The following is a 21,703-nucleotide window of genomic DNA, read 5'->3' on the forward strand; positions in this document are numbered from 1 at the left end:
CCCGCCGCGAGCCTGTAAAATAGCCGCCGCCATTACGGGCTGGGTTAAGCGAGCGGTAGTTGTATGGATGTGGTGTCACCCCTGGCGGCCTATCGGTGGGCCATCGAGCAGCAGGGCTTCGAGTCGGATCAGGCGCAGTGGCAGGCCGCGCAGGTGCTGGAAGACTGCCACCAGGCCCTGCATCAGCCTGACAGCACCGGGCAGCCACTGACCGGGGTGTATCTCTGGGGGCCGGTGGGGCGCGGCAAGACCTGGCTGATGGATCAGTTCCATCGCAGCCTGCGGGTGCCGGCGCGGCGCCAGCACTTTCACCACTTCATGAGCTGGGTGCATCGGCGCCTGTTTCAGCTGACCGGCACGCCCGCCCCTTTGCAGGCGCTGGCGCGCGAGTTGAGCGAAGAGGTGCGGGTGCTGTGTTTCGACGAGCTGTTCGTCAATGACATCGGCGACGCGATGATTGTCGGCCCTCTGCTGCAGGCGATGTTCGAGGCCGGCGTGGTGCTGGTCGCCACCTCCAACCAGCCGCCGCAGCAGCTGTATGCCGAGGGCTTCAACCGCGAGCGCTTTCTGCCGGCCGTCACGGCGATAGAGCAGCACATGCAGGTGCTGGGTATCGATGGCGGCCAGGACCATCGCCTGCATCCGGGCGCCGCGCAGCCGCGCTACTGGGTGACGCATCCAGAGCAGCCGAGCGGTTTGGGTGAAGTGTTCGAGCAGTTGACGCCAGGCCAGCCGGCCTCGACCGAGCAGATAACGCTGGGGCACCGGGCGATTAACGTGGTGCGGCGCAGCGAAACGGCGCTCTGGTGTCGCTACGCCGAGCTGTGCGAGCAGCCGCTATCGGCCCTGGATTTCATCGGCCTGTGCGATCGTTACTCGGCCATTGTGGTGAGCGAGGTGCCCAACCTCAGTGCCCAGCAGCGCGCCGCGAAGATTGCCCGTGGCACCGAGGATGGCGTCGAACGGGTGCAGGCAGGCGACCGCGAATTACCCGAGCTGTCGGTACATGACGACAGCGTGCGGCGCTTTATCGCCCTGGTCGATGAATGCTACGACCGCCGCGTGCCGCTGTATCTGGAGGCCCAGGTGCCGCTGGATGAGCTGTATACCCAAGGATATCTGGCCTTTCCGTTTCGCCGCACCCTCAGCCGCCTGCGCGAGATGCAGTTGCAGCGCTACGCCGAGGCGTGAGCACGTAGCCCGGATGCAATCCGGGGATTCGTAGCACGGGTTCAGATCGGCCGCGGATTGCATCCGGGCTACCGGCTAGTGGCGGCCCGCCAAGATGCCCATCAGAGAGAATGACAACAGCAGCGCCGGCGCCGGGTCGAGCAGATCCGTGCGGCCATCGAGGGCGCATTCCGCTAGGTGTCGTGCAATACCGCCGCGAAGAGCGCCAGCGTCTGTAGCAGTCGTTGGCCTGTACCCGGCCTGTGGGAGCCAGCTTGCTGGCGATCCGGCGCCAGTCGTCACGCACAGTCACCAGCATCGCCAGCAAGCTGGCTCCTGCGCGGGGAGAGGATCGAGGCCCGGATGGCATCCGGGCTACCGGCTAGTTGCGGTCGGCCAGGATGCCGATCAGGAAGAACGACAGCAGCAGCACCGGCGCCAGGGTGTAGTTGTTGAAGTGGCCGAGGCCCTGGGCCAGCCAGGGCGTGAGGAAGATCATCGCCAGGCCGTAGCCGACCGCGCAGAGCAGCACGAACAGCAGGGTGCGCAGGAAGAAGTTGAGGCCGCCGATGCTGCGTTGCACCCAGGCGTTGATGCCGGGGCCGAACAGCACCAGCAGGGTGGCCATGATGGCCAGGGAAATGTCGTACAGGTGGCTACGGCTCCAGCGTGACAGGGTAGCGATCAGGTCGAGTAGCAGGTCCAAGTGAAGTCCTTAGCGCAAAGGGCGCATGGCTGCCGCTCAGGGCAGGAAATGTTGCAGCAGGTCGTTGAGAAACAGCTGGCCTTCGCGGGTCGCGGTCAGGCGCGACGGGTCGCTGTGCAGCAGGCCGCGCTGCTCGGCTTCGGCGCGGGCGGCGGCCAACTGGCTCAGCGGCAAGCCGGTGCGCTGAGTGAACAACTCGCTGGCGCTGCCGTCCGTGAGGCGCAGCACGTTCATCAGAAATTCGAAGGGCAGTTCGTCCGGTCCCAGTACCCGCTCGCCGGCGCTGAAGCGCTTGCTGGGATCGAGGTAGTCCTTGGGCAGACGGGTTTTCCAGCTGCGCTTGATGGTGCCGTCCGGGCTGCTGAGCTTGGCGTGGGCGCCGGCGCCGATGCCGAGGAAGTCGCCGAAACTCCAGTAGTTGAGGTTGTGCCGCGCCGCCTTGCCGGGTTGGGCGTAGGCGGACACCTCGTATTGCGCGTAGCCGTGCTCGGCCAGCAGGGCCTGGCCGGCTTCCTGGATGTCCCAGAGGATGTCGTCTTCCGGCAGTTTCGGCGGCTGGTTCCAGAACACCGTGTTCGGCTCCAGGGTCAGCTGGTACCAGGACAGGTGCGTCGGCTGCTGGGCGATGGCGATACGCAGGTCGCCGAGGGCGTCGTCGATCGACTGATCGGGCAGGCCGTGCATCAGGTCCAGGTTGAAGTTGTCGAAGCCGGCGGCGCGCGCCATGTCGGCGGCGCGGATCGCCTCGTCACCGTCGTGGATGCGCCCGAGGGCCTTGAGCTTGTCGGCCTGGAAGCTCTGTACGCCGATCGACAGGCGATTGATGCCGAGTGCGCGGTAGGCGGCGAACTTGGCCTGCTCGAAGGTGCCGGGGTTGGCCTCCAGGGTGATCTCGATATCGGGCGCGAACGGCACGCGTTGCTCGACGCCTTCGAGCAAGCGGCCCAGGGCCTCGGCGGAAAACAGGCTGGGGGTGCCGCCGCCGAAGAAGATCGAGGTCAGTTGGCGGCCATGCACCTGCGGCAGGTCTTCATCGAGATCGGCGAGCAGGGCGTCGACGTATTCCTGTTCCGGCAGCGTGGGGCCGGCGGCGTGGGAGTTGAAGTCGCAGTAGGGACACTTCTTCACGCACCAGGGGATATGGATGTACAGCGAGAGTGGAGGAAGTTGAAAACTTCCGCCCGTGGACAGTGTCATGCCAGCCCCAGTCGTTGCTTGAGCTGGGCCATGGCGCGGGCGCGGTGGCTGAGCTGGTTCTTCTCGGTGGGCGCCAGTTCGGCGCTGGAGCACTGGCGCTCCTCGACCCAGAACAGCGGGTCGTAGCCGAAACCCTGTTCACCGCGCGCGGCATGCAGGATGCGTCCATGCCAGAGGCCTTCGCAGATAATCGGCAGCGGGTCGTCGGCGTGTTGCAGCAGCGCCAGGGCGCAGACGAACTGGGCGCCGCGCTGTTCATCGGGCACCTCTTTCAGCACCTCGAGCAGCTTGGCGTTGTTTGCCGCATCGCCAGCGCCATCTGCATAACGCGCCGAATAGATGCCCGGTGCGCCGCCGAGAAAGTCCACCGCCAGGCCGGAGTCGTCGGCCAGCGCCGGCAGGCCGGACACGCGGGCGGCGTGGCGGGCCTTGAGGATGGCGTTTTCGACGAAGCTCAGGCCGGTCTCTTCAGGCTCGACGCTGCTGAATTCGGCGACCGAGCGCACGCGCACGGCATCGCCGAGCATGGCCTGGAGTTCCTTGAGTTTGCCGGCGTTATGGCTGGCGAGTACGAGTTGGCTGAGCGGCTTCATTCGTCGGGGAAGAATTCCTGGTTGAAGTCGAAGCTGCGGTCTACGTCGCCGCTGGCTTTGACATTGATGGTGAAGCGCAGCACCTCGCGGTCTTCGAAGGGGAATTGCGCCAGGTAGTAGATGGCGTCGCCCTCTTTGACCTGCTTGAAGGTCAGTGGGTAGTTCTGCCCGAGCAGGTTCTTCACCGCGCCGCTGACGCTGGCGTCGCTGGGTTGACCGGCCTTGAGCACGGCGATGTTGACCACGCCGAGGGTCTTGCTGCGCACCAGCCCGGTGGCGGCGGCGATGTCCGGCTGGAGGAAGCCGGAATTGAAGGCGATGTAATGCACGTCCAGATCGCCGAAGCTCATCTTGCGTTCGGCAAGCGCCGGCAGGCTCAGGCACAGGGCGATAAACAGTAAGGCAATGCGGTGCATGATGGCTCTCCTAAATAATGGGCCTGAACGGGCAGGTCGCTCAGCTGGCGGCCTGCGCATCCATGGCTGCGGATCCGCTGACCCGGTAGATACCTATCTCACCTAACAGATTAGGCCAAATCCTGCTGGCCCAACCATGGCGGTGATCGCGATCCACCGCCAGGCGTTGCAGCACGGTGGCGTCCTGATCCAGGCACAGGCGCTCGAAGTCTTCGAAGGTGCAGAAGTGGATGTTCGGCGTGTTGTACCAGGTGTAGGGCAGGAAGTCGGAAACCGGCATGCGGCCCTTGCTCGCCAGGTACCAGCGGCAGCGCCAGTGGCCGAAGTTGGGGAAGGTGATGATGCAGGTCTTGCCGACTCGCAGCATCTCGCGAAGGATGCGGTCGGGGTAGTGCACGGCCTGCAGGGCCTGGGTCATCACCACCACGTCGAAGCTGTGGGTGGCGAAGTTGCTCAGGCCCTTGTCGAGGTTCTGCTCGATGACGTTGACGCCCTTTTCGACGCAGCGGGCGATGTTGTCCGGGTCGATTTCCAGGCCGTAGCCGCTAACCTGCTTGTGCTCGCACAACCAGGCGAGCAGTTCGCCATCGCCGCAGCCGAGGTCGAGCACCCGGCTGCCGGCGGGAATCCATTCTTGGATGATGTCCAGGTCGGCTCTCATGCGCGCCTCATACTGCAATGCGGTTCATATAGCTGCTAAATGCCTGCAAGTAGCGCGGGATGGGGATCAGGAAGGCGTCGTGACCTTGCGGCGCGTCGATTTCCAGGTAGCAGACGTTCTTCCGCGCGGCGCTCAGGGCGTCGACGATTTCCCGCGAGCGCTGCGGCGAGAAGCGCCAGTCGGTGGTGAAGGAGATCACGCAGAAGTCCGCGGTGGCCTTGGCCAGGGTCTTGGCCAGGTCGCCATCGTTGGCCGCCGCCGGGTCGAAGTAGTCCAGCGCCTTGGTCATCAGCAGGTAAGTATTGGCGTCGAAGCGCCCGGAAAACTCTTCGCCCTGATAGCGCAGGTAGCTCTCGACCTGGAATTCGACGCTGTGGAAGTCGTAATTGAGCTTCTCGCTCTTCAGCCCGCGGCCGAATTTCTCGCCCATGGCGTCGTCCGACAGGTAGGTGATGTGGCCGACCATGCGCGCCAGCATCAGGCCGCGCTTGGGGATCACCCCCTGTTCCTGGAAGTGTCCGCCGTGGAATTCCGGGTCGGTGAGGATGGCCTGGCGTGCCACTTCGTTGAAGGCGATGTTCTGCGCCGACAGCTTGGGCGCCGAGGCGATGGCCAGGCAGTGGCGCACGCGGTCCGGGTAGCTGATGGTCCACTGCATGGCCTGCATGCCGCCGAGGCTGCCGCCGACCACTGCGGCCCATTGCGCGATGCCGAGCACATCGGCCAGGCGCGCCTGGCTGTGCACCCAGTCTTCCACGGTCATCACCGGGAAGTCCGCGCCGAAGGGTTTGCCGGTGGCCGGGTTGAGGCTGCTGGGGCCGGTCGAGCCGTTGCAACCGCCGAGGTTGTTCAGACTGACGACGAAGAACTTGTTGGTGTCGATCGGTTTGCCGGGGCCGATGCAGCTGTCCCACCAGCCGGGCTTGCGCTCATCCGGGCTGTGGTAGCCGGCGGCATGATGATGGCCGGATAGCGCATGGCAGATCAGCACGGCATTGCTGCGCGCAGCATTCAGCTCGCCATAGGTCTCGTAGATCAGTTGGTAGTCGGCCAGGCTGCGCCCGCAGGCAAGCGCCAGGGGTTCGGCGAAGTGCAGCACCTGGGGCGTCACCAGGCCAACAGAGTCCGGGGGAAAAGCAGTCGGCATTGTCCCAGCCCGTGAAAAAGAAAGAGCAGCAGTCTAAAGAGCGCCGCCCCAGGCGGCAAGCGCACTGGGGCGGCGGGTGAAGGCCTGGGCGGCTAAGCGCCGGGTCGCGGCGGCGGAGGTGAGGAGCGATTACTCGCCGACGCTGTGCGAACGGCCTACGCCGGGCAGGCTGATCACCTTGGCCTGACGCTGGATCGGCGCCGGACGGCGCAGGACGCGGAGCATCTCGCCGGCCTGGGTCAGTTGCTGGGCCAGCTCGTCGCGGTAGTGGGCCAGGTACTGGCTGCGCTGGCGGGCCTGCTGGGTTTCCTGGGCCAGGGCCTTGAGCCGCAGCATGTGGGTTTCGAGCATTTGCTTGTGTTCCAGGCTGTGCTGCATCAGCGGCATCAGGGCGTCGCTGGCCCATTGCTCGATGTCCTGGCGCAAGCGCTGGTGCAGGCCGATGACTTCCTGCACCAGGGTGGCGAAGAAACGCCGGGTCAGGCTGCGCTGTTCGGTGAGCAGGGTTTTCAGCTGCAGGCGGAATTGGTCGGCCTTGCTCTGCTGCTGCTTGAGCTCGCGCAGGTAGCGGCTGACCTCGAACTGCGGCGCGTCGACGCCATGCAGCGGGTTCTCCAGATTGTGCCGCTGGTAGATGGCGGCGACCATCTTGTTGGCCAGCTCGGCATCGTGCTGCAGGTTATGCAGGTCGTTTTCCACCGCGCGGAAGAACTGCAGGATGGCCTGGTTGATGCCGAGGGTGGTCCAGCTGCCGGTGAGGTTCTTGCGCACCGTGAGCAGGTGCGCGTCGAGGCACTCGGGCCTGGCGGCGACGCGCAACAACTCGCCTTGACGTTTGAGCAGGCGCTGGTTGGTCTTCAGGCTGAGCAGGCGCCTGTGGTGCTGGCCGTGGTCTTGCTTGGTCTTGGCGGTCAGCTCAAACAGCAGCTGGCCGTTGTCCTGTTGATGGTTGCTGAGCAGCGCATGCTGCTGGTTGACCTTCTCCAGGCGCAGGTTGAGTGCGTGTTGGCTGTTTTGCAGCAGGGCCAGCACCTGGCGCACCACGCGATCTTCGATCAGGCGCTCCTTCTGCGCGACGATACGCTCGCACAGCAGGTTCTCCAGGTTGCTCATCTGGCTGCGGGCGAGCAGCGCCGGGTCCTTGCGCACTTTGGCCAGCAGCGCCTGTTTGGCCGATAGCGGCAGCACGTCCTCGGGTTCGATGCCGAGCTGTTTGGCGGTCAGGTGCTGGATCTGGGCGATGGCGTTCTGCACGAAGGCCTCGCCGGCCAGGTCGTCCCAGAGCATGTCGATCTTGTTGAGTACCGCGAACAGGCTGGCCTGGGTGTCCTCGTCGAGTTGGCGAATGTGCTGTTGCCAGATGTCCAGGTCGCTGGCGGTGACGCCGGTGTCGACCGACAGCAGGAACAGGATCGCCTGGGCGCTGGGTAGCATCGACAGGGTCAGTTCCGGTTCGCTGCCCAGGGCATTCAGGCCCGGGGTGTCGAGGATGCGCAGGCCCTGGCGCAGCAGTGGGTGGTCGAAGTTGATCATGGCATGCCGCCAGGCCGGGACCAGCACCTGGCCGGGTTTGCCGGTGCGCTCCAGCATGTCGGGATGAAAGCCCAGCTGAATCGCCTGCTCCACCGGCATGGGCTTGGTCTTCGCCACTTGGGTGAACGCCTGGATCATGTTGTCCGGGTCGCTGGGGTCCAGCGGGATGTTTACCCAGTGCCCCGGAATGCGCTTGAACTGCGCGACGCTGGCCTCGGCCAGGCGAGTTTCGATTGGCAGCAGGCGAATATAGGAACGCTCCGAGCGTGGGTCGAAGAACAGCTCGGTGGGACACATGGTGGTACGCCCAGCTTGCGAGGGCAGCATGCGCTGACCGTACTCGGAGAAAAACAGGCTGTTGATCAGCTCGGTCTTGCCGCGCGAGAACTCGCCGACGAAGGCCAGGGTAATGTGATCGGTGCGCAGCAAGCGCAGGGCGCGGTCGAGCTTGGCGTCCACCGCGTCGGAGCTGAGTCGGTTGTTCACCAGCCAGCTGCGATAGCGGGTGATCTCGCGCATCAGCTCGCGTTTCCAGCCGACGTAGGCATCGACCTGTTGACTGAGTCGTTCCATGCTCATTCTGCCATTCCTCTCGTTAGCACGACCTGGGGCACTCTCGCGTTAATCACGTTCGGGGTCTTGGGGGTGCAACGTGGCACTTCGTCTTGGGCCACGACTCCAGTCGTGGCGGTTGCGCGGCAAAAAAACCGCGCACTGCGACAGCAAACCCGCTACGGCGAGGATTGGCTTGCGCGGAATTATGCGGGCAGCAGCGTCTGTGTCAATTGGCCAGCACCGACGTCCCGTCTTATGGTCGCTCAGGAGGGTTGAACGGTCAGGAAGGACTGCGGGCAGTTGCCGAGGCTGCTTAACAGGTCGTTGAAAACTACTGCGCTAGGTTATGCCGCGTTGAAATCAGCCTCAAAGTGCTCATGTACAGCTCGTACACTGCGCTTTTTCGGCTGCTTTCGCCTTGCCTAGCCGTCGCTCGCTACATTTCTCAACGGCCTGTTGACGCGCACGCATTTCTGTCGGCTCTGCCGGCCACTTTCCAGGCTGCCCTGGCTTTTGCCGACGCCAAAGGCGGTGGATGGCAAGGCCAACAGCTGAGCGTTGGCCTTGCCATCCACCGGCGGCGCGCTGAGGCGAATCTTCACCCGTTCAGCGTGCAGCCTAGTGGACTCAGCACGGCTGGCCTTGGGCTGCAGGTGGCAGTCGAGGATCAAGTCCGCGCCGTCCCAGCGACAGCAACCCACTAGCAGGCCATTAAATTGGCTATGTCTCAGTGATGTGTTGGCCGCCGCTTTTGTAGGGTGGGTTAGCGGCGCAGGTCATAGAGCTGAAAATCAACTGCATCATTGGCGCGCCGGGTAACCCAGCAAGTGGCGGTCGGCGTGCTGATCATGGTGGGTTACGGCGCAACTGACTGGGTAACAGCCAATAGCCTTGTGCCAGGCGCCTAACCCACCCTACGGATCTACTTAAAGCAGGAGGTGGTGGGGCGTGCCATGCAACACACTAGTGGGACATAGCCATTAAATTGCCAGGCTGAGGCCTCGGAACATTCCGCTCATCATCGCCAGGTTGCGGATCACCAGCATGTCGATCAGGTTGAGTACCAGAAAGGCGACGATCGGCGATAGATCCAGACCGCCCATGCTCGGCAGGATGCGCCGAATAGGCGCCAGCAGCGGCTCGCAGATCTGGTTGACCAGCTCGACGGCCGGGTTGTGGCTGCCCTGGGCGACCCAGGAGAGGATCACGCTGATGATCAGGGCGAAGAAGAACACCTTGAGGAACAGCGCGGTGACGCCAATGACCGACCACACCAGCAGTAACCCCAGGTTGTCGAGGCCATAGCCCATCAGCATCAGGGTCAGCGCCATCAGCACCAGTTGCACCAGAATCGCCAGCACCAGCGACGACAGGTCGAGGCCGGCGAAGCTCGGGATGACCCGGCGCAGGGGCTTGAGCAGTGGCTGGGTAGCGCGCACGATGAACTGGCAGAGCGGGTTGTAGAAGTCCGCCCGTACCAGCTGCAGGATGAACCGCAGCAACACCACCAGCAGGTACAGGCTGCCGATGGTTTGCAGGATATAAACAGCCGCTGTAGTGAGTCCGATCATCATTAACTCCTTATTGACCTAGCTGTTCGGCCAGCTCCGCCGAACGGCGGGCGGCTGCATTGAGTGCCTGTTCGACCAGGGCTTCGAAGCCGCCGGCCTGAAAGCTGTTGATTGCCGCCTCGGTGGTGCCCGCGGGCGAGGTCACGCGGCGGCGCAGTTCGGCGGCGTCGACCTCACTGGCCACCGCCATGCGCGCGGCGCCGAGCGCGGTGTGCAGGGTCAGTTGCGCGGCGGTGTCGCGCGGCAGGCCGAGCTTTTCCCCGGCGGCGGTCATCGCTTCGATCAGCAGGAAGAAATAGGCCGGGCCGCTGCCGGACACCGCGGTAACCGCATCGATCTGTTGTTCCTGCTCGAGCCACAGCGCCAGGCCCACCGCGCCGAGCAACTGTTCGGCTTGCTGGCGCTGAGTTGCCGATACCTGCTGGTTGGCATACAGACCGCTGACGCCCTGGCGCAGCAACGCCGGGGTGTTGGGCATGCAGCGCACTATGGCGCGGGGGCCGAGCCAGCTTTCCAGGCTGGCGCAGGTGATGCCGGCGGCAATGGACACGATCAACTGGTTGGCGCCGATGTGGGCGGCCAGATCCAGGCAGACAGCCTTCATCACTTGCGGCTTGACCGCCAGGACGATCACGTCGGCGCCCACAATGGCCTCGGCGTTGGCGGCAAAGGTCTGGATACCATGTTCAGCGTTGATCTTCGCGCGTTGTTCGGCGCCATGGTCGCTGGCGCGGATGGCGCTGGCGTCGACGCCTTGAGCGCGCAGTCCGCCGATCAGGCTGGCGGCCATATTGCCGGCGCCGATAAAGGCAATGCGAGGAGCGGTCATAACGGGCTTCCTTTACTTAGTCGGAAAGAGCGAGTCGAAAAGTGCGAGTCGAGAACGCGGGCGCTTATGGCTGGGCATAATCACGCGCGCCAAACAGGGCCGTGCCGATGCGTACCCAGGTCGCGCCTTCGGCGATGGCGGCCTCCAGGTCGTGGCTCATGCCCATGGACAGGGTGTCGAGGTCGAGGTTCAGGCTGTCTTGCAGTTGCCGCAGGCGGGCGAAGGCTGCGTGTTGTGTGGCCAGGTCCTCGGTCGGCTGGGGAATGGTCATCAATCCGCGCAGTTTCAGGTTTGGCAGTTGGCTCACCGCCTGGGCCAGCGCGGGCAGCTGCTGCGGGGTACAGCCCGACTTGCTGGCCTCGCCGCTGACATTCACCTGCAGGCAGATATTCAGCGGCGGTAGCTGCGCCGGCCGTTGTGCGGACAGGCGTTCGGCTACCTTCAGGCGATCCACCGAGTGCACCCAGGCGAAGTGCTCGGCGATTGGCCGGGTCTTGTTCGACTGAATGGGGCCGATGAAGTGCCAGCACAAGGGCAGGTCGCTTAATTCGGCTTGTTTATCCAGGGCCTCTTGCAGGTAGTTTTCGCCGAAGTCGCTCAGGCCGGCAGCATGTGCCTGACGCACCGCCTCGGCGGGTTTGGTTTTGCTCACGGCGAGCAGGCCAATCGCCGCACAATCTCGCTGCGAGGCTTGCGCCGCCTCACGGATGCGCGCACCGACCTTTGCAATATTCTCTGCTATCGTGGACATTACTTGCGCTCTGTAGCCCCGGCCGTTCTGTGTTCGCGGCATTCTACCGTCATTAGGGAGTCCCATGGATATCACTGAGTTGCTTGCCTTCAGTGCCAAGCAAGGCGCGTCGGACCTGCATCTCTCTGCTGGTCTGCCGCCGATGATTCGAGTCGACGGCGATGTGCGCCGGATCAATCTGCCGGCCCTGGATCACAAGCAGGTGCATGCGCTGATCTACGACATCATGAACGACAAGCAGCGCAAGGATTTCGAGGAGTTCCTGGAAACCGACTTCTCCTTCGAGGTGCCTGGCGTGGCCCGTTTCCGGGTCAATGCGTTCAACCAGAACCGTGGCGCCGGTGCGGTGTTCCGGACCATTCCGTCCAAGGTCCTGACCATGGAAGACCTCGGCATGGGCGAGGTGTTCCGCAAGATCACCGACGTGCCGCGCGGTCTGGTGCTGGTCACCGGGCCGACCGGTTCGGGCAAGTCGACCACCCTGGCGGCGATGCTCGATTACCTGAATGGCACCAAGTACCAACATATCCTGACCATCGAAGACCCGATCGAATTCGTCCACGAGTCGAAGAAGTGCCTGGTCAACCAGCGCGAGGTGCACCGCGACACCCTGGGTTTCTCCGAGGCCTTGCGTTCGGCGCTGCGGGAAGACCCGGACATCATCCTGGTGGGCGAGATGCGCGACCTGGAGACCATCCGCCTGGCGCTGACCGCCGCGGAAACCGGTCACCTTGTGTTCGGCACCCTGCACACCACCTCGGCGGCCAAGACCATCGACCGGGTGGTCGACGTGTTCCCCGCCGAAGAAAAGTCCATGGTCCGCTCGATGCTCTCCGAGTCCTTGCAGGCGGTGATCTCGCAGACCCTGTTGAAGAAGACCGGCGGCGGTCGGGTGGCGGCCCATGAAATCATGATCGGCACCCCGGCGATCCGTAACCTGATCCGTGAGGACAAGGTGGCGCAGATGTATTCGTCGATTCAGACCGGCGGTTCGCTGGGCATGCAAACCCTGGACGCCTGCCTCAAGGGCCTGGTGGCCAAAGGTGTGGTCAGCCGCGAAAGCGCGCGGGAAAAAGCCAAGGCCCCGGAAAACTTCTAAACCGCTCCCGGCCGGCCATGCGGCCGGCCGGGTTCAGGCCGTTGGCGAGACACGCGCGCCGCGGCTGGATTTTGGTCAAGCGCGTGATGCTGATGGGCGAGACTACGCATGGAATTCGAAAAACTGCTGCGCCTGATGGTGGAGAAAGGCGGCTCCGACCTGTTCATCACCGCCGGGGTTCCGCCGTCGATGAAGGTCAACGGCAAGATCATGCCGGTCACCAAGACACCGTTGTCCCCGGAGCAAACGCGGGAAACCGTGCACTCGGTGATGAACGAGCAGCAACGCCGCGACTTCGCCGAAAATCACGAGTGCAACTTCGCCATCAGTGCCCGTGGCATCGGCCGTTTCCGCGTCAGCGCCTTCTACCAGCGTAACCTGGCCGGGATGGTGCTACGGCGCATCGAAACCAATATCCCGACCCTGGATGACCTCAAGCTGCCGGAAATCCTCAAGAAGCTGGCGCTGACCAAGCGCGGCCTGGTGCTGTTCGTCGGCGCCACCGGTACCGGTAAATCCACCTCGCTGGCGGCGATGATCGGCTACCGCAACAAGAACAGCAGCGGCCACATCATCTCCATCGAGGACCCGATCGAATACATCCACCAACATCAGAGCTGCATCGTTACCCAGCGTGAAGTGGGCATCGACACCGAGTCCTTCGAGGTGGCGTTGAAGAACACCCTGCGTCAGGCGCCGGACGTGATTCTGATTGGTGAGGTGCGCGCCCGCGAGACCATGGACCACGCCGTGGCCTTCGCCGAAACCGGCCACCTGTGCCTGGCCACGCTGCACGCCAACAACGCCAACCAGGCGCTGGACCGGATCATCAACTTCTTTCCCGCCGACCGGCAGAATCAGGTGTGGATGGACCTGTCGCTGAACCTCAAAGCCATCGTCGCCCAACAGCTGGTTCCCACGCCGGATGGCAAGGGCCGGCGCGCGGTGATCGAGGTGTTGATCAATACGCCGCTGGCCGCCGACTTGATCCGCAAGGGCGACGTCCATGAGCTCAAGAACCTGATGAAACGCTCCACCGAGCTCGGCATGCAGACCTTCGATCAGGCGTTGTACAGCCTGTATAGCCAGGGTGAGATCACCTACGAAGATGCGCTGCTCTACGCCGATTCGGCGAACGACCTGCGTCTGATGATCAAGCTGGGTTCGGAAACCGATGGCGAGCACCTGACCAGCCTGTCCGAGGGTCTGTCGCTGGAAGCCAGCGAGGACGATCCGGGGCGGCGTTTCCGCTAAGGTTTCGCCCACGCTCTAACCCATGTGCCGGCCGAGGCTGCTCTAAACATCCACTGGATGTCTGGTAATACCGCTGACACCCAAGGTGTGGCCGGTTGGGATCAGTCGGAGGGCTGGCGCAGGTAAGGCTCGGCGACAGTATTGAGGGACGAATTACCCGATGCCAGGAAACCCTGGGCAGATCGAGGCGTCCAACGGGACCATGCCAGCAGGAGGCAGACATGCAGCAACAGGATACTCATAGCAAGATCATCGGCTATTTACTGTGGATCTTCGGTTTTCTCGGTGCGCACCGTTTCTACTACGGCAAGCCGGTGACCGGCACCATCTGGTTCTTTACCCTCGGGTTGTTGTTTATCGGCTGGATCATCGACCTGTTCCTGATTCCGGCGATGGACCGTGAGGCCGATCTGCGCTTTACCGCAGGCGCTACCGATTACAACGTCGCCTGGATTCTGCTGACCTTCCTAGGGGTGTTCGGCGTGCACCGGATGTACCAGGGCAAGTGGATCAGCGGGATCATTTACCTGTTCACCGGTGGCCTGTTTCTGGTGGGCGTGCTCTATGACTTCTGGACCTTGAATACCCAGATATCGATCGAGAATGCCGCGCGCGGTTAACCTGCGCCCATAAAAAATCCCGCTGTTTGCGGGATTTTTTATGGGCGTCAGATCAGCTCTGGTAGCAGATATGCCCGTCGACCAGGGTGTAACGCACCGCGCCAGGCAGACAGTGGCCGATAAAGGGGCAATTGCTGCCTTTGGAGTACCAGCTTTCACCGGCCAGGGTCGAGGCCTGTGGGTCGAATAGCAGCAGGTCGGCGGCGTGCCCGGCCGCCAGCTTGCCGGCGGGCAGGCGCAGCGCTTGGGCTGGGCCGTGGCTTAGACGGGCGAGCAGGGTCGGCAGGTCGAGCAGGCCGTCCTGGACCAGGCTCATGGCCAGGGGCAGCAACAGCTGCACGCTACTGATGCCAGGCTCGGTGGCGCCGAAGGGGGCCAGCTTGGCATCGCGTTCGTGAGGCTGGTGATGGCTGGCAATCGCCTGGATTACCCCGGCTTTCACCGCCTCGCGCAGGCCATCGCGGTCGGCGCGGCTGCGTAGCGGCGGTTGCACGTGATAGAGGCTGGAGAAGCCTTGCAGTGCTTCGTCGGTGAGAATCAGTTGATACAAGGCGACGTCGGCAGTCACCGGCAAGCCGCGAGCCTGGGCATCGGCGATCAGCTGGGCACCGCGGGCGCTGGTCAGTTGGCTGAAGTGGGCGCGCACGCCGCTTTGTTCGACCAGAAGCAGGTCGCGGGCCAGGGCGACGGTCTCGGCCGTTTCCGGAATGCCAGGCAGGCCGAGAAAGCTGGCGGTGGGACCTTCGTGGGCCAGGCCGCCTTCGGCCAGGTCGTGGTCCTGGGAGTGGAAGATCACCGTCAGGTCGAAGGTGGCCGCGTACTCCAGGGCGCGGCGCAGGGTGCGGCTGTTGCGGAAGGTGTCCAGGCCGTTGCCGAAAGCCACACAACCGGCATCGCGCAGGGCCACCAGTTCGGCCAGCTGTTCCCCGGCCAGGCCTTTGCTCAGCGCACCGATGGGGAAGACCTTGGTATGACCGGCCTCGCGGGCTCGCTCGAGCACCAGTTCGGCTACCGCCGGAGTGTCGAGTATCGGCTTGGTCAGTGGCGGGCAGCACAGGCTGGTGACCCCGCCAGCTGCAGCGGCCTGGGTCTCGCTGGCGATACTGCCCTTGCGGCTGTAGCCCGGCTCACGCAGGGCGACGCTGAGGTCGACCAGGCCGGGGGCAGCAATCAGGCCCTGTGCGTCGAGGGTCTTGTCCGCGTTGAAGCCCGCTGGGGTCTGGCCGATGGCGGCGATTTTACCGCCCTCGAGATACAGGTCGGTGACTTGATCGAGGCCGCTGCTCGGATCGATAACGCGGGCGCCGAGGATACGGGTGCGCATCAGTTCTGCTCCTCGGATTCCTGGTTAAGTTGACGTTGAGTGTTCTGTCCGCTCATGGCCATGGACAGCACGGCCATGCGCACGGCGATGCCGTAGGTGACCTGATTGAGAATCACCGACTGCGGGCCGTCGGCCACCGCCGACTCGATTTCCACGCCGCGATTGATCGGCCCCGGGTGCATCACCAGGGCATCCGGCTTGGCCAGCAGCAGGCGCTGTTCGGTGAGGCCGAACAGGCGGTAGAACTCGCCTTCGCTGGGCAGCAGGCCGCCCTGCATGCGTTCGCGCTGCAGACGCAGCATGATCACCACGTCGACATCCTTGAGCCCGCTGGCCAGGTCGCTGTAGACCGTCACACCGTATTGCTCGATACCGATCGGCAGCAGGGTCTTCGGTGCGATCACGCGGATGTCCGGGCAGCCCAGGGTCTTCAGCGCCAGCATATTGGAGCGGGCGACGCGTGAGTGGAGGATGTCGCCGACAATCGCTACGGAGAGGTTTTCGAAACCACCCTTGTGCCGACGAATGGCGAGCATGTCGAGCATCGCCTGGGTCGGGTGTGCATGACGGCCGTCGCCGCCGTTGATGATCGCCACGTCCGGGCAGACATGTTCGGCAATGAAGTGCGCGGCGCCGGAGTCGCCATGGCGGACCACGAACATGTCGGCGGCCATGGCTTCGAGGTTGCGCAGGGTATCGAACAGGGTCTCGCCCTTGCTGGTCGAGGAGGTCGACACGTTGAGGCTGATGACGTCGGCGGACAGGCGCTGGGCCGCCAGCTCGAAGGTGGTGCGGGTGCGCGTGGAGTTCTCGAAGAACACGTTGCACACGGTCTTGCCGCGCAGCAGCGGGACCTTCTTCACCGCGCGAGCGCCGACCTCGAGGAAGGAGTCGGCGGTGTCGAGGATTTCCGTCAGCAGTTCGCGCGGCAGGCCGTCGATGGAGAGGAAGTGGCGCAGCTGACCTTGGTCGTTCAGTTGCAGCGGGCGCTGGGCGTCAATGGGCGTCATCGCGAGGGTCTCAGTTGGCGAGCGTCTGGAGTTCGAGGGTCAGTGGCGTGGTGGCGGACAATTTTATCCGCTGGTCCGTGGCCAGCGACAGGGTCGCGCCGACCACATCCGGGCGCACCGGCAGGTCGCGGGCATTCAGGTCGAGCAGGCAGACCAGGGTGATGCTGGCCGGGCGGCCGTAGTCGAACAGCTCGTTCATGGCCGCGCGTATGGTGCGCCCGCTCATCAGCACGTCATCGACCAATACCAGATGCTGGCCTTCGATCTCGAACGGCAGTTCGGAAGGCTGGACCTGAGGGTGTAGGCCGTTCTGGGTGAAGTCGTCGCGGTAGAAGGAGACGTCGAGCACCCCCAGCGGCTCGCGGTTACCGAGGCATTCGAGTAACGCCTGGGCGACCCAGACGCCGCCGGTGCGGATGCCGATGAAACGCGGTTGGCTGATCTGCCGCTGATTGAGGTGGTTAATCAGCGCGCCGGCCATTTGCGGCAGGAGTTCGGCGGGGTTGGGTAGATTCATCTGAAACTCCTTGTGGGCCTGAGCCGGGTTCAGCCTGGGCTGTGTTCGGCCAGCCAGCCTTCCAGTAGCAGCGCGGCGGCGAGAGCATCGACCGGGCGTTCGCGGTAGCCATCGTGTTGCCCTTGCTGCTGGCGTTCGCCTTTGGCAGCGTAGGTGGTCAGGCGTTCGTCGTGGGTGTGTACGGGCAGATTGAAGCGACCGTTGAGGCGGCGGGAGAATTTTTCCGCGCGTTCGCTCATCGCGCTCGGCGTGCCGTCCATATTCAGCGGCAGGCCGACGACTATGGCGTCCGGTTGCCACTCGCGGATCAAGGCTTCGACTTTCTGCCAATCCGGCACGCCATTTTGCGCCTTGAGCACGCACAGTTCGCGGGCCTGGCCGGTAATGGCCTGGCCCACGGCGACGCCGATCTGTTTGCTGCCGTAGTCGAAACCCAGTAACAGCCGCAAGGGTTTGCTGTTGGCATCGGCCATCAGGCGTGTCCGGCTTGCGAGGTGAGCAGGCTGAGGTTGACCCCCAGGCGCGCTGCCGCGGCTTCCAGGCGCTGGTCGAAGGGCAGGTCGAAGAGAATGACGCTGTCGGCGGGGCAGGTCAGCCAGGCGTTGTCAGTCAGTTCGCTCTCCAGTTGTCCGGCATCCCAGCCCGCGTAGCCGAGGGTGATCAGGTACTTTTCCGGGCCGCTGCCGTCGGCAATGGCGAACAGCACGTCCTGCGAGGTAGACAGGCTTAATTCGCCCAGATCCAGGGTGGCCTGGAACTGGGGGCCGGCCGGGTGCAGGACGAAGCCCCGGTCAGTCTGCATCGGGCCGCCGGAGAAGATCGGCAGGTCCTGGCATTGGGCCGGGGGCTGGCTGTCCGGTCGCAGCTGCTCCAGCACGTCGGCCAGATTGAGGCCATTCGGGCGGTTGATCACCAGACCCATGGCACCCTGTTCATTGTGTTCGATCAGGTAAGTGACGGTCTGCGCGAAATTAGGATCGGCCATGTGTGGCATGGCAATCAGGAAGTGGTGCTTGAGGTAGCTGGGGCTGGCGTCTTTCATGTCCGTTAGCTTAAAGCTTGCGGCCTGAGGCTGGAAGCCAAAACGCACATCGGCGTTGCGCTCGGGAGCGGGTGGTAGTCGGGGAGCGCTGGGCGGCGGGCTCAGTTACTCGACAAGCGGTCGCCGCGCTCGAAGCGCCAGGTGCGGATGATTTCCAGGCGGTCGACATCGGCCAGGTCGCCGGTGAACGGCGCGTAAGGGGCGGCCAAGCGGACGATGCGCAGTGCGGCCTGGTCGAGCAGACGCTGGCCTGATGACTCCAGTACCTGCACTTCGTATAGGGTGCCGTCGCGGTTGATCGACACCAGCAGGCGCAAGCTGCCATAAATCTGCTTGCGCCTTGCGTCGTCCGGGTAGTTGAGGTTGCCGATGCGTTCGACCTTCTTGCGCCACTCGTCTTTGTACCAGGCGCCCTTGTCGCGCCGGGTCGAGGCGGCGTTCAGGCGGAGGATCTTCGGGCGCTTGGCGTACAGCTGGATATCCTGGGCCAGTTCGGCTTCCAGGCTGGCGATTTCCATCGACAGTTGCGCGCTGTCGAACACCGGCGCCGGGGGTACCTGCGGCGCCGGTTTGGTTTCTTCGCGTTTGACCGGGGTCTTCTGCTGCTGGGGCGTGCGGGTGGCGACGGCGGCTTTCGGTGCTTCCTGGCGGGCCACGGGCTGTTGTGGCGCCGCGGGCGGGGTGACGCGCTTGACCTGGGTGTCCTGAAACAGTGCCTGTTCGGTGGTCTTCGGTGCGGCTTTGTGTTCCAGGGTGCCGCTGCCTTGCTGGTTATCCTGGGCGAGGAAGTCGGCCTCTTTCGGCTGCTCCTCACTCTTGAAGGTCGACAGGGTGATTTCCAGGGTTTTGCTGATCTGATTGGGTTCGGCCAGGGTAAAGCCCAGGCCGAGGATCAGGGCGACGTGCAGCGTGGCGGCGAGAAACAGGGTGAACCCCAGGCGATCCGCCGGACGGACGTCGGCGGAGCTGGTGGCGAGTTTGGGGGCGGCTGCAGTCATCGCGTATCAGGTCAGTTCAGGTTGCCACGCAGTCTGCCGAGGGCCCAGGTAAAAGTCTATGAAGCACTGCGCGCATTGAGCTTATCGGTAATGGCATCCATCAGGCGTTCGCCGATCTGCGTATCGAAGGCGGCGTCTATCTCGCGGATGCAGGTGGGGCTGGTCACGTTGATCTCGGTGAGGTGGTCGCCGATCACGTCGAGGCCGACGAACAGCAGGCCTTTCTCGCGCAAGGTCGGGCCTACCGCGGCGGCAATTTCGCGATCGCGCTCGGTCAGTGGGCGCGCCTCGCCACGACCTCCGGCGGCCAGGTTGCCACGGGTTTCGCCGTGCGCCGGGATGCGCGCCAGGCAGTAGGGGACCGGCTCGCCGTCGATCATCAGGATGCGCTTGTCGCCGTCGACGATGGCCGGCAGGTAGCGCTGCACCATGATCTGCTGGGTGCCGTGGGCGGTCAGGGTTTCCAGAATCACCGAAAGGTTCGGGTCACCCTCGCGATGACGAAAGATCGAAGAACCGCCCATGCCATCCAGGGGTTTGAGAATGATGTCACGCTGCTCTTTGGCAAACTCCCGCACAATGTCTGCCCGTCGAGTGACTATGGTTGGCGGGGTGTATTGGGGGAATTGGGTGGCGAACAGCTTTTCGTTGCAGTCACGCAGACTCTGCGGGCGGTTGACCACCAGTACGCCGGCCTGCTCGGCTTGCTCAAGCAGATAAGTGGAGTAGACGAACTCGTTATCGAAGGGTGGGTCCTTGCGCATCAGGATCACGTCCAGCTCGGTCAGCGCTATGTCGCGCTCACTGCCTAGTTCGAACCAGTGCTGCGGATCGTTGAATACAGACAGCGGGCTGAGCCGGGCACGTGCTTCGCCTTTGGCTTGGTAGAGGTCTTGCTGCTCCATATAGAACAGTGACCAGCCGCGCGCTTGGGCTGCCAGCAACATGGCCAGCGAGCTGTCCTTTTTAAAGGTGATCTGGGCGATGGGGTCCATGACTATGCCGAGGCGGACGCTCATGGGGATTCTCCGTGAAGGGCTATAACTAAAGGCTGTTGAAACTAGCGTGTGGCGTCAGGGTGGCGCTGACAGGTCAGGCGGTCAAGGAAAAAACCTTGCACTTCCGAGGCTTATGGATTGCATCTGGAGAGTGTGCTAAAAAGGCCCGACGATTGGGTTGCAGCCCGTCGATGGTAAGGCCTCAGGCGCACTGATAAAACGCAAAAATAACGACTCACCGAGGCGATGGTAGGGCAAACATGGAACAGCATTCCGAAGGTTTGAGGGTGATGGTGATCGACGATTCGAAAACGATTCGGCGCACCGCGGAAACCCTACTAAAGAAGGTGGGTTGCGAGGTGATTACCGCCGTAGACGGCTTCGATGCCTTGGCAAAGATTGCCGATACCCATCCGAGTATCATCTTTGTCGACATCATGATGCCGCGGCTCGATGGTTATCAGACCTGCGCCCTGATCAAGAACAACAGCGCTTTCAAGTCCACTCCGGTGATCATGCTGTCCTCCAAGGACGGTCTGTTCGACAAGGCCAAGGGGCGCATCGTCGGCTCCGATCAGTACCTGACCAAACCCTTCAGCAAAGAAGAGTTGTTGGGTGCGATCAAGGCCCATGTGCCCGACTTCACTCCGGTGGATCAAGCCTCCTGACGTCTGGCGGTTTAGCCGTAGACGCCTCTTCATGTATTGGGAAACACCATGGCTCGAATTCTGATTGTTGATGACTCGCCGACCGAGATGTACAAGCTGACCGCCATGTTGGAAAAGCATGGCCATCAGGTGCTTAAGGCGGAAAACGGTGCGGACGGCGTCGCCCTGGCGCGTCAGGAAAAACCCGATGCGGTGCTGATGGATATCGTCATGCCCGGCCTCAACGGTTTTCAGGCGACTCGTCAGCTGACCAAGGATGCCGAGACCAGCCATATTCCGGTGATCATTGTCACCACCAAGGACCAGGAAACCGACAAGGTCTGGGGCAAGCGCCAAGGCGCTAAAGACTACCTGACCAAGCCGATCGACGAAGCCACGTTGCTGAAAACCCTTAATGCGGTATTGGTCGGCTGATGCCAGGCCGGTCCGCAATTAAATAACAAGAAGGCCACGGTTGGCATGTCGGACGCGCAAACACCGTTTCAAACCCTCCTCGATATCGACCAGCGTTGTCGAGCGCTGGCGGCTGGCTTGCCGTCGCAGCAGGCAACCCTGCAAACCTGGAGCGGGATCGGCTTTCGCATGGGCGAACGGCTGTTCGTTGCACCGATGGGTGAGGTTGGTGAAGTGTTGCACGAACCGCGCTACACCTTGTTGCCTGGCGTAAAAGGCTGGGTCAAGGGTGTCGCCAACGTGCGCGGTCGTTTGCTGCCGGTGATGGACCTGTGCGGTTTTTTCGGTGCAGAACTGTCGCCGTTGCGTAAACAGCGGCGGGTGTTGGTGGTCGACCATCGGGATGTCTTTGCCGGCCTGACGGTCGATGAAGTATTCGGTATGCAACATTTCCCAGTGGATACCTTTTCCGAGCAGCTGCCGTTGCTCGAGGCGTCCATTCAGCCGTTTATCCACGGAGTATTTCAACGTGAGCAAGCCTGGTTGGTGTTCAGTCCACATGCGCTGGCCCAGCATCAGCGCTTTCTCGACGTGGCGTATTAAGAGCTTTTCGGTGGGGTCGGCATTGCCGGCCTTTTGGCGTTACATGGA

General features: G+C 63.3%; 25 protein-coding genes. 7 read left to right on the top strand and 18 right to left on the bottom strand.

Annotated features, from left to right (window positions below; genetic code table 11):
- The first annotated feature begins 63 nt into the window (after window positions 1–63).
- Window positions 64–1,191, top strand: coding sequence for a cell division protein ZapE (gene zapE, locus FBY03_RS09180; RefSeq protein ID WP_147171888.1), 1,128 nt, complete (start codon window positions 64–66; stop codon window positions 1,189–1,191).
- A 361-nt stretch (window positions 1,192–1,552) separates the two neighbouring features.
- Here the strand turns inward: zapE and FBY03_RS09185 are convergent, their stop codons facing one another.
- From FBY03_RS09185 to FBY03_RS09235, 11 genes are all read right to left on the bottom strand, one after another.
- Window positions 1,553–1,876 (bottom strand): DUF3392 domain-containing protein, encoded by a 324-nt coding sequence (locus FBY03_RS09185; RefSeq protein ID WP_025163436.1) that lies wholly within the window; start codon window positions 1,874–1,876, stop codon window positions 1,553–1,555.
- Window positions 1,877–1,912: 36 nt separating this feature from the next.
- Complete coding sequence (gene hemW, locus FBY03_RS09190; RefSeq protein WP_147171889.1) at window positions 1,913–3,073, bottom strand: radical SAM family heme chaperone HemW; 1,161 nt, start codon at window positions 3,071–3,073, stop codon at window positions 1,913–1,915.
- Window positions 3,070–3,666, bottom strand: a complete 597-nt coding sequence (gene rdgB / locus FBY03_RS09195; protein WP_147171890.1) for an RdgB/HAM1 family non-canonical purine NTP pyrophosphatase — start codon at window positions 3,664–3,666, stop codon at window positions 3,070–3,072. Before rdgB ends, hemW begins: the two co-directional genes overlap by 4 nt.
- Window positions 3,663–4,082 carry a DUF4426 domain-containing protein gene (locus tag FBY03_RS09200; protein WP_147171891.1) on the bottom strand — a complete coding sequence of 140 codons (420 nt, stop codon included), beginning with the start codon at window positions 4,080–4,082 and terminating at the stop codon, window positions 3,663–3,665. Before FBY03_RS09200 ends, rdgB begins: the two co-directional genes overlap by 4 nt.
- 40 nt (window positions 4,083–4,122) lie before the next feature.
- Window positions 4,123–4,743, bottom strand: a complete 621-nt coding sequence (gene metW, locus FBY03_RS09205; RefSeq protein ID WP_147171892.1) for a methionine biosynthesis protein MetW — start codon at window positions 4,741–4,743, stop codon at window positions 4,123–4,125.
- A gap of 7 nt (window positions 4,744–4,750) precedes the next feature.
- A complete protein-coding gene (locus tag FBY03_RS09210) occupies window positions 4,751–5,890 on the bottom strand; it encodes a homoserine O-acetyltransferase (protein WP_147171893.1) in 1,140 nt (379 codons plus the stop codon).
- Between the two features lie 129 nt (window positions 5,891–6,019).
- Window positions 6,020–8,002, bottom strand: a complete 1,983-nt coding sequence (locus tag FBY03_RS09215; RefSeq protein ID WP_147171894.1) for a dynamin-like GTPase family protein — start codon at window positions 8,000–8,002, stop codon at window positions 6,020–6,022.
- A 398-nt stretch (window positions 8,003–8,400) separates the two neighbouring features.
- Window positions 8,401–8,679 carry a DUF167 family protein gene (locus tag FBY03_RS09220; protein WP_147171895.1) on the bottom strand — a complete coding sequence of 93 codons (279 nt, stop codon included), beginning with the start codon at window positions 8,677–8,679 and terminating at the stop codon, window positions 8,401–8,403.
- Between the two features lie 279 nt (window positions 8,680–8,958).
- Window positions 8,959–9,549 carry a YggT family protein gene (locus FBY03_RS09225; RefSeq protein ID WP_147171896.1) on the bottom strand — a complete coding sequence of 197 codons (591 nt, stop codon included), beginning with the start codon at window positions 9,547–9,549 and terminating at the stop codon, window positions 8,959–8,961.
- A 10-nt stretch (window positions 9,550–9,559) separates the two neighbouring features.
- Complete coding sequence (gene proC, locus FBY03_RS09230; protein ID WP_147171897.1) at window positions 9,560–10,378, bottom strand: pyrroline-5-carboxylate reductase; 819 nt, start codon at window positions 10,376–10,378, stop codon at window positions 9,560–9,562.
- Between the two features lie 64 nt (window positions 10,379–10,442).
- Window positions 10,443–11,129 (bottom strand): YggS family pyridoxal phosphate-dependent enzyme, encoded by a 687-nt coding sequence (locus tag FBY03_RS09235; RefSeq protein WP_147171898.1) that lies wholly within the window; start codon window positions 11,127–11,129, stop codon window positions 10,443–10,445.
- A 64-nt stretch (window positions 11,130–11,193) separates the two neighbouring features.
- On the opposite strand from FBY03_RS09235, the gene pilT reads away from it, so the two are divergent.
- The 3 genes from pilT (at window position 11,194) to FBY03_RS09250 (ending at window position 14,102) form a co-directional block, all read left to right on the top strand.
- The gene (gene pilT, locus FBY03_RS09240; RefSeq protein WP_147171899.1) at window positions 11,194–12,228 is read left to right on the top strand and encodes a type IV pilus twitching motility protein PilT; all 1,035 of its coding nucleotides are present in this window, start codon (window positions 11,194–11,196) and stop codon (window positions 12,226–12,228) included.
- Between the two features lie 108 nt (window positions 12,229–12,336).
- On the top strand, window positions 12,337–13,482 hold the full coding sequence (locus FBY03_RS09245) for a PilT/PilU family type 4a pilus ATPase (RefSeq protein WP_147171900.1): 1,146 nt from the start codon (window positions 12,337–12,339) through the stop codon (window positions 13,480–13,482).
- A 221-nt stretch (window positions 13,483–13,703) separates the two neighbouring features.
- Complete coding sequence (locus FBY03_RS09250; RefSeq protein WP_147171901.1) at window positions 13,704–14,102, top strand: TM2 domain-containing protein; 399 nt, start codon at window positions 13,704–13,706, stop codon at window positions 14,100–14,102.
- A gap of 52 nt (window positions 14,103–14,154) precedes the next feature.
- Here FBY03_RS09250 and FBY03_RS09255 read toward each other — a convergent pair whose 3' ends face one another.
- The 7 genes from FBY03_RS09255 to gshB all read right to left on the bottom strand — a co-directional run bounded on the left by FBY03_RS09255 (window position 14,155) and on the right by gshB (window position 20,012).
- Window positions 14,155–15,426, bottom strand: coding sequence for a dihydroorotase (locus FBY03_RS09255; RefSeq protein ID WP_147171902.1), 1,272 nt, complete (start codon window positions 15,424–15,426; stop codon window positions 14,155–14,157).
- Window positions 15,426–16,436 carry an aspartate carbamoyltransferase catalytic subunit gene (locus FBY03_RS09260; protein ID WP_147171903.1) on the bottom strand — a complete coding sequence of 337 codons (1,011 nt, stop codon included), beginning with the start codon at window positions 16,434–16,436 and terminating at the stop codon, window positions 15,426–15,428. Before FBY03_RS09260 ends, FBY03_RS09255 begins: the two co-directional genes overlap by 1 nt.
- 10 nt (window positions 16,437–16,446) lie before the next feature.
- A complete protein-coding gene (pyrR, locus tag FBY03_RS09265) occupies window positions 16,447–16,953 on the bottom strand; it encodes a bifunctional pyr operon transcriptional regulator/uracil phosphoribosyltransferase PyrR (RefSeq protein ID WP_147171904.1) in 507 nt (168 codons plus the stop codon).
- A gap of 29 nt (window positions 16,954–16,982) precedes the next feature.
- Window positions 16,983–17,426, bottom strand: a complete 444-nt coding sequence (ruvX, locus tag FBY03_RS09270; protein ID WP_025163420.1) for a Holliday junction resolvase RuvX — start codon at window positions 17,424–17,426, stop codon at window positions 16,983–16,985.
- Window positions 17,426–17,995, bottom strand: a complete 570-nt coding sequence (locus FBY03_RS09275; RefSeq protein WP_147171905.1) for a YqgE/AlgH family protein — start codon at window positions 17,993–17,995, stop codon at window positions 17,426–17,428. Before FBY03_RS09275 ends, ruvX begins: the two co-directional genes overlap by 1 nt.
- 101 nt (window positions 17,996–18,096) lie before the next feature.
- The gene (locus tag FBY03_RS09280) at window positions 18,097–18,993 is read right to left on the bottom strand and encodes an energy transducer TonB (protein ID WP_147171906.1); all 897 of its coding nucleotides are present in this window, start codon (window positions 18,991–18,993) and stop codon (window positions 18,097–18,099) included.
- Between the two features lie 56 nt (window positions 18,994–19,049).
- The gene (gshB, locus tag FBY03_RS09285; RefSeq protein WP_147171907.1) at window positions 19,050–20,012 is read right to left on the bottom strand and encodes a glutathione synthase; all 963 of its coding nucleotides are present in this window, start codon (window positions 20,010–20,012) and stop codon (window positions 19,050–19,052) included.
- Window positions 20,013–20,251: 239 nt separating this feature from the next.
- Between gshB and pilG the strand changes: the two genes are divergently transcribed.
- The 3 genes from pilG to FBY03_RS09300 are packed head-to-tail and all read left to right on the top strand — an operon-like array spanning window position 20,252 to window position 21,655.
- Window positions 20,252–20,659, top strand: a complete 408-nt coding sequence (pilG, locus tag FBY03_RS09290; protein WP_147171908.1) for a twitching motility response regulator PilG — start codon at window positions 20,252–20,254, stop codon at window positions 20,657–20,659.
- Window positions 20,660–20,707: 48 nt separating this feature from the next.
- Window positions 20,708–21,073, top strand: a complete 366-nt coding sequence (gene pilH, locus FBY03_RS09295) for a twitching motility response regulator PilH (RefSeq protein WP_147171909.1) — start codon at window positions 20,708–20,710, stop codon at window positions 21,071–21,073.
- 45 nt (window positions 21,074–21,118) lie between these two features.
- On the top strand, window positions 21,119–21,655 hold the full coding sequence (locus FBY03_RS09300; RefSeq protein WP_147171910.1) for a chemotaxis protein CheW: 537 nt from the start codon (window positions 21,119–21,121) through the stop codon (window positions 21,653–21,655).
- The last annotated feature ends 48 nt before the right edge of the window (window positions 21,656–21,703 follow it).

This window comes from Pseudomonas sp. SJZ079, assembly GCF_007993865.1.
Classification (GTDB): domain Bacteria; phylum Pseudomonadota; class Gammaproteobacteria; order Pseudomonadales; family Pseudomonadaceae; genus Aquipseudomonas.

Excerpts from the sequence above, each read along its gene's own strand:
- zapE (WP_147171888.1), top strand. The coding sequence starts at position 64 with ATGGATGTGGTGTCACCCCTGGCGGCCTATCGGTGGGCCATCGAGCAG.
- hemW (WP_147171889.1), bottom strand. The coding sequence starts at position 3,073 with ATGACACTGTCCACGGGCGGAAGTTTTCAACTTCCTCCACTCTCGCTG.
- rdgB (WP_147171890.1), bottom strand. The coding sequence starts at position 3,666 with ATGAAGCCGCTCAGCCAACTCGTACTCGCCAGCCATAACGCCGGCAAA.
- FBY03_RS09200 (WP_147171891.1), bottom strand. The coding sequence starts at position 4,082 with ATGCACCGCATTGCCTTACTGTTTATCGCCCTGTGCCTGAGCCTGCCG.
- metW (WP_147171892.1), bottom strand. The coding sequence starts at position 4,743 with ATGAGAGCCGACCTGGACATCATCCAAGAATGGATTCCCGCCGGCAGC.
- FBY03_RS09210 (WP_147171893.1), bottom strand. The coding sequence starts at position 5,890 with ATGCCGACTGCTTTTCCCCCGGACTCTGTTGGCCTGGTGACGCCCCAG.
- FBY03_RS09215 (WP_147171894.1), bottom strand. The coding sequence starts at position 8,002 with ATGAGCATGGAACGACTCAGTCAACAGGTCGATGCCTACGTCGGCTGG.
- FBY03_RS09225 (WP_147171896.1), bottom strand. The coding sequence starts at position 9,549 with ATGATCGGACTCACTACAGCGGCTGTTTATATCCTGCAAACCATCGGC.
- proC (WP_147171897.1), bottom strand. The coding sequence starts at position 10,378 with ATGACCGCTCCTCGCATTGCCTTTATCGGCGCCGGCAATATGGCCGCC.
- FBY03_RS09235 (WP_147171898.1), bottom strand. The coding sequence starts at position 11,129 with ATGTCCACGATAGCAGAGAATATTGCAAAGGTCGGTGCGCGCATCCGT.
- pilT (WP_147171899.1), top strand. The coding sequence starts at position 11,194 with ATGGATATCACTGAGTTGCTTGCCTTCAGTGCCAAGCAAGGCGCGTCG.
- FBY03_RS09245 (WP_147171900.1), top strand. The coding sequence starts at position 12,337 with ATGGAATTCGAAAAACTGCTGCGCCTGATGGTGGAGAAAGGCGGCTCC.
- FBY03_RS09250 (WP_147171901.1), top strand. The coding sequence starts at position 13,704 with ATGCAGCAACAGGATACTCATAGCAAGATCATCGGCTATTTACTGTGG.
- FBY03_RS09255 (WP_147171902.1), bottom strand. The coding sequence starts at position 15,426 with ATGCGCACCCGTATCCTCGGCGCCCGCGTTATCGATCCGAGCAGCGGC.
- FBY03_RS09260 (WP_147171903.1), bottom strand. The coding sequence starts at position 16,436 with ATGACGCCCATTGACGCCCAGCGCCCGCTGCAACTGAACGACCAAGGT.
- pyrR (WP_147171904.1), bottom strand. The coding sequence starts at position 16,953 with ATGAATCTACCCAACCCCGCCGAACTCCTGCCGCAAATGGCCGGCGCG.
- ruvX (WP_025163420.1), bottom strand. The coding sequence starts at position 17,426 with ATGGCCGATGCCAACAGCAAACCCTTGCGGCTGTTACTGGGTTTCGAC.
- FBY03_RS09275 (WP_147171905.1), bottom strand. The coding sequence starts at position 17,995 with ATGAAAGACGCCAGCCCCAGCTACCTCAAGCACCACTTCCTGATTGCC.
- FBY03_RS09280 (WP_147171906.1), bottom strand. The coding sequence starts at position 18,993 with ATGACTGCAGCCGCCCCCAAACTCGCCACCAGCTCCGCCGACGTCCGT.
- gshB (WP_147171907.1), bottom strand. The coding sequence starts at position 20,012 with ATGAGCGTCCGCCTCGGCATAGTCATGGACCCCATCGCCCAGATCACC.
- pilG (WP_147171908.1), top strand. The coding sequence starts at position 20,252 with ATGGAACAGCATTCCGAAGGTTTGAGGGTGATGGTGATCGACGATTCG.
- pilH (WP_147171909.1), top strand. The coding sequence starts at position 20,708 with ATGGCTCGAATTCTGATTGTTGATGACTCGCCGACCGAGATGTACAAG.
- FBY03_RS09300 (WP_147171910.1), top strand. The coding sequence starts at position 21,119 with ATGTCGGACGCGCAAACACCGTTTCAAACCCTCCTCGATATCGACCAG.